8 protein-coding genes are annotated in these 9,256 nt (G+C 71.4%); 3 read left to right on the top strand and 5 right to left on the bottom strand.

Annotation, left to right across the window (positions count from 1 at the left end):
* Positions 1-177 precede the first annotated feature (177 nt).
* Positions 178-816 (bottom strand): DedA family protein, encoded by a 639-nt coding sequence (locus ABT367_RS39055; protein ID WP_352258426.1) that lies wholly within the window; start codon positions 814-816, stop codon positions 178-180.
* Between the two features lie 248 nt (positions 817-1,064).
* Between ABT367_RS39055 and ABT367_RS39060 the strand changes: the two genes are divergently transcribed.
* Entirely contained in the window at positions 1,065-1,733 is a 669-nt protein-coding gene (locus ABT367_RS39060) for a superoxide dismutase family protein (protein ID WP_352258427.1), read from the top strand.
* Here the strand turns inward: ABT367_RS39060 and ABT367_RS39065 are convergent.
* From ABT367_RS39065 to ABT367_RS39080, 4 genes are all read right to left on the bottom strand, one after another.
* Entirely contained in the window at positions 1,699-2,175 is a 477-nt protein-coding gene (locus ABT367_RS39065; RefSeq protein ID WP_352258429.1) for a DoxX family protein, read from the bottom strand. The genes ABT367_RS39060 and ABT367_RS39065 overlap by 35 nt on opposite strands.
* 65 nt (positions 2,176-2,240) lie before the next feature.
* Complete coding sequence (locus ABT367_RS39070; RefSeq protein ID WP_352258431.1) at positions 2,241-4,139, bottom strand: FAD/NAD(P)-binding protein; 1,899 nt, start codon at positions 4,137-4,139, stop codon at positions 2,241-2,243.
* Positions 4,140-4,809: 670 nt separating this feature from the next.
* The gene (locus tag ABT367_RS39075) at positions 4,810-6,459 is read right to left on the bottom strand and encodes an alkaline phosphatase D family protein (RefSeq protein WP_352258436.1); all 1,650 of its coding nucleotides are present in this window, start codon (positions 6,457-6,459) and stop codon (positions 4,810-4,812) included.
* Positions 6,460-6,532: 73 nt separating this feature from the next.
* Positions 6,533-7,180, bottom strand: coding sequence for an HNH endonuclease family protein (locus ABT367_RS39080; protein WP_165334279.1), 648 nt, complete (start codon positions 7,178-7,180; stop codon positions 6,533-6,535).
* A gap of 496 nt (positions 7,181-7,676) precedes the next feature.
* Here ABT367_RS39080 and ABT367_RS39085 point away from each other — a divergent pair, with 496 nt between their 5' ends.
* The gene (locus ABT367_RS39085) at positions 7,677-8,258 is read left to right on the top strand and encodes a TMEM165/GDT1 family protein (RefSeq protein WP_352258433.1); all 582 of its coding nucleotides are present in this window, start codon (positions 7,677-7,679) and stop codon (positions 8,256-8,258) included.
* Between the two features lie 255 nt (positions 8,259-8,513).
* Positions 8,514-9,185, top strand: coding sequence for an HAD-IA family hydrolase (locus tag ABT367_RS39090; protein WP_352258434.1), 672 nt, complete (start codon positions 8,514-8,516; stop codon positions 9,183-9,185).
* The last annotated feature ends 71 nt before the right edge of the window (positions 9,186-9,256 follow it).

The raw sequence follows: 9,256 nt of genomic DNA on the forward strand, positions 1-9,256 counted from the left end.
CGCGTAGCCGGGCGGGCGTTGGCGGCGGGCGTCGGCGGTGACGCGCTGTCGGCGGGCGTTGTCAGTGGTGGCCGATAGGCTCGAAAGGGTTCGGCCCCCGGGAGGGCGGGGACTGTCCAGCTCCCAGTGGGAAGCGGCAGTCCACCCCGCCGAATCCACCACCGGCCCCGCCGCCGGTCACCCCGCCGGATCCACCACCGGTGCCGGCCGCCGCATCAGATAAGCCGCCCCCGCCCCCGCGCCGAACAGGGCCGCGAGCGAGACCGCCGTGGCGATCCAGTTGGCGCCCAGCAGCTGGCCGCCGAAGTAGCCGAGGCCCACGCTGTACGCGGCCCAGGCGACCCCCGCGAGGGCCGACCACGGCAGGAACTCCCGTACCCGCCGATGCGCCGCACCCGCGCCGAAGGAGACCACCGAGCGCCCGGCCGGAGCGAACCGCGCGAGCACGACCAGAGCGCCACCGCCCCGTGCGAGCGCTGCGCCGAGACGTTCCTGCGCCGAGGCGAGCCGCCGTGAGCGGGCCAGGGCGCGGTCCCAGCGTGGGCCGCCGCGCCAGGCGAGCCGGTAAGCGGCCAGATCGCCGAGCACCGACGCGGTCGCCGCGCACAGCGCGAGCAGCATGAGGTCGGGTACGTCGCCCACCACGCGCGTCGCGGAACCGGCCGCCGCGCCCGATCCGGCGGCGGCAGCCGTGGCCGCGGTGATCACCAGGAAGCCGCTGGGGAGCACGGGCAGAAACACGTCGAAGAGGATCGAGACCGCCACGACGGCGTAGATCCAAGGACTGCCGGTGAGGGCACCCACACTGTCCAGCACGAGCCCTCCCGGTCGGCAGTACCGCGCCGCTCGGGCGCCGCTGAAGTGCGCGTCCGCCGATTTCGGACACGGGGCACATCAACAGCCATACAGCGTACGCACGGTGGGTCCGGGGACATCCACGGGGGTACGGGGCAGGGGCATCGGCCGTTCACCCGGCTGCCGTGCCCGATGCGGCGGGCGGCGCCCGAGTCCCGTACGAACGGAGGGAGAACCCAGGGGGCGAGGGACATGAGGGAGTGCTGACGATGGTGGCAGGGATGGCGGCGGCGGGCCTGGCGGCCGTGCTGCTCGCGACGTCGGGCGGCGTCGCGGGCGCACAGAGCGGCAGCGAGCCGAGCAGCAGTGAGGTGAGCGGCGGCGGGGCGGTCAGGAACGGGACGGGCAGCAGTGGGACGGTCGGCGGCGGGGCGGTCGGCAGTGCGGCCGCGGCGGACTACTACTGGATGCGAGCGCAGGCCACCTTCGCGCCGCCGAGCGCGCTGATCCCGTCGACCGCCAAGACGTACGACCTGAAGCTGGTGCCCGCCGCGAGCTGGATCGAGGTGCGCCAGCACACCGACGAGCAGGGCACCAAGGTGTCGCTCCAGGTCAAGGGGCTCAACCCGGGCCGCGCGTACGGCGCGCACGTGCACCAGAAGCCGTGCGGCACCGACCCGATGGACGCCGGCGGGCACTACCAGAACGAGGTCGACCCGGTGCAGCCCTCGAAGGATCCGAAGTATCTGAACCCGGACAACGAGATCTGGCTGGACTTCACCACCGACAAGGCCGGAAACGCCGAAGCGGCCGCGCACCACAGCTGGAACTTCCGCCGGGGCGCGGCCGCTTCGGTGGTCCTGCACCGCGAACAGGGCGGTGCGGGCGACCGGTTGGCCTGTTTCACCGTGCCGTTCGGATCGCTTCCTCACGCCTGACGGGCTCCTGCGTAGCCTCGGCCAGTTCCTCGCGCACCCGTGCACCGCGGGAGAAGAGCCGGTCGAGGCCGAGCGCACCGGAGCCGGTGAAGATCAGCAGGAAGAAGGCCCAGCAGAAGAGGGCGGAGGACTCGCCGCCGTTCTGCAGCGGCCACAGCGCCTCGGGCTGGTGGACCTTGAAGTACGCGTACGCCATCGAGCCCGAGGCGATGAACGCGGCGGGGCGGGTGGCCAGGCCGATGAGGACCAGGCCGCCGCAGACGAGCTGGATGGTGGCCGCGTACCAGGACGGCCAGGCGCCGATCTCCGGAGTGCTGCCGCCCATCGGACCGCCGAGCACATCGAACAGGGTCGCCGCGCCGTGGCAGGCGAAGAGCAGGCCGACGACGGCGCGGAACAGGCCTATGGCATAGGGCTGGGCGCTGTTGAGACGTCCAGTCATGGAGGGCTCCTTACTTCGGTTCGGGGACGTGAACCGATCTGGGGGAGCCTCACGTTAGGCAACCCTTAGCGTACTTGCAAGTTCAACATTCGGTCAGCGGCCGGATTCCGGTTCTCGGTCGCACTCGCCGCGCGTACGTCGCCGAGTACCGCACGCGCCACGGCGTCCGCATCGCACAGCGTCACCGAGTCGACTCCGGGGCGGGCGCCCGCGGCGGTCACCCAGTGCACGCCCTCGGTGGGCACACCGACCGCGTACCGCCTGGGGTGTACGGCTCCCCGGCGGTCGATCAGACGGTACGGGCCGGGTGTTACGTCCAGACCGCCCGTCTCGTAACCCCCGATGACATGCGGCCGGCATCGGCCCGTCTTGAGCAGCCGGGTCAGCAGCGGATCGGCGGTGCGCCGCACGTCCGGTTCCGGCAGCCTGGCCTCGGCGAGGGCGCGCGCGCGGACCTCGGAACCCGGTACTTCGGGGGAGTGGGCGACGAAGGCCGCGCTCTCGGCGCGCACCTCCATGCGCGGTCCGACGACGGTGAGGATGCCCGCGTCGAGCAGTGCGGCCATCTCCTCGATACGGCGCCGGGGCGGGCCGATCGACAGGAACGCGTTGAGCGGGGTGTACCAGCGATCCAGGTGCTCGCGGCGGGAACGGCCGGTGAGGCCGCCGTGGTCGACGATGCGGCGGAGTTCGTTGCGCAGATCCCGCAGTACGTCGAGGGCCGCCTTGGCCGGGCCCGTGAGGTTGCCGCGTGCCGCTTGGGCGGCGTCCTCGTGCAGGTAGCCGGTGAGCCAGCGGCGGAAGTCCCCGGGGTCCGAGAAGGAACGGCCGCGGTACGGGCGGGAGATGCGGTCCCAGGACCAGTGGGCGTCGGGTCGTATACCGAACTCGTCCAGAAGGTACGGGAGTTCGGCGCCGGAAAGGGGGTGCGGGAGTTCGGTGGCGGACAGGAAGTGCTCGCGGAACTCCGGGCGTTGTTCTGGGGCGAGCAGGGCCTCGTAGTAGACGCACTCCACCTCCCGTGCGATCAGCGGCCAGATCTCGGCGAGGAAGTCCGGCGGGTCGCCTTCGGCCGCGCGTTTGCGGAAGGTCTCGATGACGTCGTCGGTGAGGACGAGGGGGAAGTGGCGGCCGTGGGCGCCCTTTTCGTTGTCGCCGCGTGCCTGGTACGGGATGCCGCGGCGGGAGCCGGCGAGGAGCCGGGGTTCGTGGCCGGAGGGCAGGTAGCGCAGCCCGTGCGGGGTCTGCTCGAAGCGGCCGCCGCGGCCCGAGGTCAACAGGGCCATGTGGTCGAAGAAGTTGAGCCCGAGGCCGCGCAGCAGGACCGGTTCGCCGGGGGCGAGTGACGTCAGGTCCAGGTCGGCCGGGTTGGCCGGCGGGAAGTAGCCGAGGCCGTGCCGGTCGGCGTGCGCGGCGAGCCGCTCCTGGGTGCGGTCGCCGAGGGTGGGGAGATGGCCCTGCGCGAGGATCACGGCGTCCAGACCGGCGAGGCGGGTGCCGTCGTCGAGCGTGAGGGACTGCGGATCGTCGCGGTCCAGGTGGTGCTCGCCGCCCTCCAGGCGGACCGCGCGGGCCCGGTGCACCTCGATCCGTATCTGCTCGGGTGCCTGGCGCACCGTCTCGGTGAACACCCACTCCAGATAGCGCCCGTACAGGGCGCGCGTCGGATAGTCGTCGGGTCCCAGGGCGGTACGGGGATCGCGGAGCGCCCACTCGTACAGGCTCGGGCCCGGGCGGATCGGGCCCGCGCAGCTGACGCTGTCGTCGGTGTAGAGGGTGACCTGGGAGGCGACCGTGTTCATCAGGAGCTCGGCGGGCTGGTCCGTGCGCCATACCTGGCCCGGGCCCGGTGGTGCGGGGTCGATCACGTGGACCGTCAGGTGGGTGCCGGGCGGGAGCAGGGTGGGGGCGGAGGCGCAGAGGCGCTCGACGAGGCTGGTGCCGCGGGGGCCGGCGCCGACCACGGCGACGGTGTGCGTTTGTGGGGGTATTCGGGGCGAAGCGGGCGTTGTCGTCGAGGGTGGTGTTGCGGACAAAGGGGTGGACTCCCGGGCGTGGGGGGCAACTTGGGCGTCGCGGGGGTGGTGCTTTTGGTGCTCGTGGCGTGGGGGTGCCTGTTGAGGAAGCGGATGTTCCGCCTCATCATGCCGTCGTCGCGTCGCCCGCCGAAGGGCTGGTCGGAATTACGCCCTCCGCTGTGGTTCGGATCACGCCGGGGGTGCCCTGCTTGTGGTGGAACGGCCGGGCATGGGGTGGGGCGTGTGGTGGTGGCGGGTCCGGGTGCCTGTGGGGCGGGCCGTGGGTCGTGGTGGTCCGGGTGTCCGTCGCGTGGCCGGAACCGTCTCGCGTGCGGTTTCGTCGTGGGGTCGGTGCCGGTCCGGGGTACCAGTTACACGGGCAATGGCGCCGTTCCCGTGAAGGGTTGCCGTTGACGTCGGGGGCGCCCGTGTAACTGGCACCCCTCCCCGTCCCCTTCTGCCGGTTTCGCGGCTGCGGGCCGGTGAGGGTTCCGCCCAGACGTCATACGACTGCGGGCCGGTGGGGTTCCGCCCAGACGTCGCACGGCTGCGGGCCGGTGGGGTGCGCGTTGGGCGGCGCCTTCGCGCACCCCTCACTTACGTCGTGCCCGGTCGCCTACGACGTGAGCTGCGTGTCCTCGATCGTCTCGAGACGTGGGCTGCTGCCCCGCACCCGCTGGGCCTGGTCCAGGCGGAGGCGGGCGGTGCGGCCGCGGAGGGTGAGGGTCATCAGTTGGTTGCCGAACCAAGGGCCGCCCGTTCTGCGCCACTTGATGGGCTGCTGTCCGAGTCGTCCGTGGCGGGCGAAGCGGCGGCCGAGGGCGCGGCCGGCCTTGCTCCAGCCGAAGCGGAAGCCCCATTTCACCGAGCGGTGGATGGAGTTGTGGACCGGGGAGCAGGTCAGCTGGAGGATGCGGGCGTCGGGCGTGTGCTCACCGTTCGGCCAGGTCGGCTCGGCCGCGTACGCATGGTGGACGTCGCCGGAGAGCACACAGACCGTGGCCGGGGCACCCGGGCCCGTACCCGCTTCGGCGATCAGCTCGGTCAGTGCGTCGAACGAGCGCGGGAACGCCGCCCAGTGCTCCAGATCGCTGCGCCGTCGCAGATCCTCCGCGAACCGGGCCCAGCGCGGCCCGCGTTCACCGCGTGCGAGCGCCGCGTTCCAGCCCTCGGCCTCGTGGATGAGGTGGGGGAGGAGCCAGGGCAGTGAGGTGCCGATGAGGAGGTGGTCGCTCGACTCCCGGTCGGCGAGCGCCTGTTCGCGCAGCCACGCGGCCTCGCCCTCGTCGAGCATCGCGCGCTCGGACTCCTTCAGGACGCGCGCGCCGCGGGTGTCCACCATCAGCAGCCGTACGCGGCCGAAGTCGCGCCGGTAGCTCCAGCGGGTGCGCGCCGGGTCCTGGTCCGACTCGGCGGCGAAGGTGCGCAGATCGTCCGTGCCGTCGGGGGTCGCCCGCACGGCCGCGTACAGCGCGTCGGCGGCGAGCTCGGCCGGGGTGAGGTTGCCCAGGTGCTGGTAGACCCAGTACGACATCAGGCCGCTCAGGATCCGCTCGTTCCACCAGGGCGTGGCCCGCATCTCGGCCAGCCAGGACTCGCTGGTGTTCCAGTCGTCGATCACATCGTGGTCGTCGAAGATCATGCAGCTCGGCACGGTGGAGAGCAGCCAGCGCACCTCGGGGTCCAGCCAGGACTCGTAATAGAGGTGCGTGTACTCCTCGTAGTCCGCGACCTGTGCACCGGGCGGCTCGCGCAGATCGCGCCGTGCGGCCAGCCAGCTCTTGGTGGCCTTGGAGGTCATGTCCGCGTACACCTGGTCGCCGAGCAGCACCAGGACGTCAGGGCGTACGTGATCGGGGTGGGCCGCCAGTTTCGCGGCGAGGGTGTCCAGGGCGTCGGGTCCCACCGGATCGTGCTCGCTCGACGGCGGAGCGGCCCAGCGGCAGGACCCGAAGGAGATGCGTATCCCGTCGTCGTCCGCGCCCGAGGGGGTGTGGATCGTGGACGGCGGGAAGGGCGAGTCGGGCAGCGGCCAGACCCGCTGACCGTCCAGGAACACCTCGTACGAGGTGTCGCTGCCGGGCGTCAGACCGGTCACCGGGATCAGCGCATAGTGATGCCCCGCCACCTGGAACGTATGCTCCCGGCCGCCGGCGCCGTCGGCGCAGCGCACCTCGGCCGTGCTGGGGCGGTCGGTCTCCACCCATATCGTCGCGGCCGCCTCGTCTACATAGCGCAGCAGCGGGCCCAGGCGCAGCCGGGTCATCGTGATCACTTCCCTCCGTCGCCCGTACGGTACGGAACGACGGAGGGCAGCGGGGAGGTTCCTGCGTAAAGATTCAGCAGCCGCTGAGCGCGGACGTCAGCGCGTTCTTCTCCGCGGAGTCGACGCTCAGCCCGTAGTGGTGCTTCACGTCCACCCACATCCGTACGTACATGCAGGTGTACGCGGTACGCGGCGGCAGCCACTCGGCGGGGTCGAGGTCGCTCTTGGCCTGGTTGACGTTGTCGGTGACGGCTATCAGCTGGGGCTGGGAAAGGTCGTTGGCGAAGGCCTGGCGCTGCGCGGTGGTCCAGCTGCTCGCGCCCGAACGCCAGGCCTCGGCGAGCGCGACCACGTGGTCGATGTCGAGATCCGATGCCGCGGTCCAGGTGGCGCCGTCGTACGGGGAGTACCAACTGCCGGACGTGGCCGCGCAGCTGGAGTCCTGCTGGACGTTGGTGCCGTCGCGCTTGAGGACGACCTCACGGGTGTTGCACGCGCCGGACTGGGTGATCCAGTGCGGGAACTTGTCGCGGCTGTAGCCGGTCGAGGAGCCCTCGGCCTTCACGGTGAGCTGGCCCAGATACGTACGGGCGGTGGTGGCGCTGATCGGGGTGGGCGGCGCGGCCTGGGCGGGCGGGCCGGTGAGCAGGCTCACAGCGGCCGCCGCGGCGGTGAGGGCGGCGAGTGCGCCGGCTCGTTGACGCGCGTAGACACCGGACATGCGAACTCCCTTGATGTGGGGGGACGTTGAGCGCTCCCGTGGGTTTCGGGCCCGCTCATGCTGGCGGCGCGATGTTGCGTGGAGGTGTGCGCCGGGTGACAGGGTCCCGTCAAGGCGATGAGCGGACAAGGGGGCGTGCGCGATCGCCATCCGTCCCTGATCTCAAGGGAGTTGGTGAAAGTGCCGGTCGGAGGCGGGTGCGGCCGCGAGTGAGGGCCGGGACCTAAGGCCCTGACGGGCGCGGACGTAGGTCGCGTACGATGGATGGCGCAGAAGGGGAGTAGCTCTTCGCCGGACCGTCGACATACTGCTCAGCCGTCTTCACCGACTGGCTGGGCCGGCGCCCGGAGCGGATCACGCGTGATCCGCCAGCGAGACCTTCGGCAGAGCAGTGCCGCACGTGTGCCCTCGTCAGGGGAGTCACTCCTCAGCGCGCTGCCGTGCCGAGGTGTCCGCAGCAACTCTCGGTGGGGCAGCCCCGACCGATTGAGGAATTTTGATCAGCTTCAGCGTCATGGCGCTCGTCTTCGGCGTCGTCTTCCTTGCCGAACTGCCCGACAAGACCGCGCTCGCCGGCCTGGTCCTGGGCACCCGCTACCGCGCCTCGTACGTCTTCGCCGGTGTCGCCGCGGCCTTCGCCGTGCATGTGACGCTCGCGATCGCGGCCGGCTCGGTGCTCACCCTGCTCCCGAACCGCCTCGTCCAGGCCATCACCGGCGTGCTCTTCCTCGCGGGTGCGGTGATGCTGCTCATGAAGAAGGACGAGTCCGAGGAGGAGGTGCGCAAGCCCGAGGACCAGTCCTTCTGGAAGGTCTCGGGTGCGGGCTTCATGCTCATCCTGGTCGCCGAGTTCGGCGATCTGACCCAGATCATGACGGCCAACCTCGCCGCCAAGTACGACGACCCGCTCTCGGTCGGCCTCGGTGCCGTACTCGCGCTCTGGTCGGTCGCGGCGATCGGCATCGTCGGCGGCAAGGCGCTGCTCAAGCGGGTGCCCCTCGCGCTGATCACCAAGATCGCGGCGATCGCGATGCTCGCGCTCGCCTGCTTCAGCTTCTACGAGGCCGTGGCACCGTAAGCCTCCTGCCGAGACCGCTGTGACCTGCTGTTTTCCGGTGGCCTGTCCGGTATCGGGCAGGCCGCTGGCGTATCCCCTCTTCTGGTTTGTATGCTGTAGGAACAAAGTGGTCCTCGCCCGCACCCCCTGACCGGCGGGCGGGACCGCTCTGTTTCTTCCGCGGTCGCGTCAGGCCGCGACCCTCCGTGGCCGGCCATCGGTCGCGGACCTTCCGCGGCCGGCAGCCGGCCGCGTCCCGAGCTCAGGAGACCGCCGATGACGGCCACCGAAGCCCCCGCCGTGCTGACCGCCCGCGCCCTGCTTCTCGACATGGACGGCACGATCGTCAACTCCGATGCGGTGGTGGAGCGTTGCTGGCGGCGGTTCGCCGACAAGCACGGCCTCGACTTCGAGCGCGTCATCTCCGTCGTGCACGGCCGGCAGGGCTACGCCTCGATGGCCGTCCTGCTCCCGGACCGTCCGATGGAGGAGAACTACGCGGAGAACCGCGAGATGCTCGCGGCCGAGACCGCCGACATCGACGGTGTGGTCCCGGTGGGCGGCGCCCCGGCCTTCATGGCCGCGCTCCAGGACCTGCCGCACGCCCTGGTCACCTCGGCCGATCTCGCGCTCGCCACCGCCCGTATGAACGCGGCCGGGCTGCCCATGCCCGCCCACCGCGTCACCGCCGAGTCCGTCTCGGCGAGCAAGCCGGACCCCGAGGGCTTCCTCAAGGGCGCGGCCCTGCTCGGCCTCGACCCCGCCGACTGCGTGGTCTTCGAGGACTCCGGCGCCGGCATCGCCGCGGGCAAGGCGGCCGGCATGCGCGTGGTCGGTGTCGGCCCGCGCGCCGCACAGTACGAGCCGACCGTGCACGTCATGGATCTCGACGATGTGAAGATCGTCGCAGGGGCGGACGGCTCGGTCGAACTGCACTTCAAGGGCTGAGCACATCGGCTTTCACGGGGCCCAGCTGCATCTTCGCGGCCGGGCCCCGTTCGTATGCGCCGGAGTGGGGG

The organism is Streptomyces mesophilus, from assembly GCF_040300965.1.
Taxonomy (GTDB): domain Bacteria; phylum Actinomycetota; class Actinomycetes; order Streptomycetales; family Streptomycetaceae; genus Streptomyces; species Streptomyces mesophilus_A.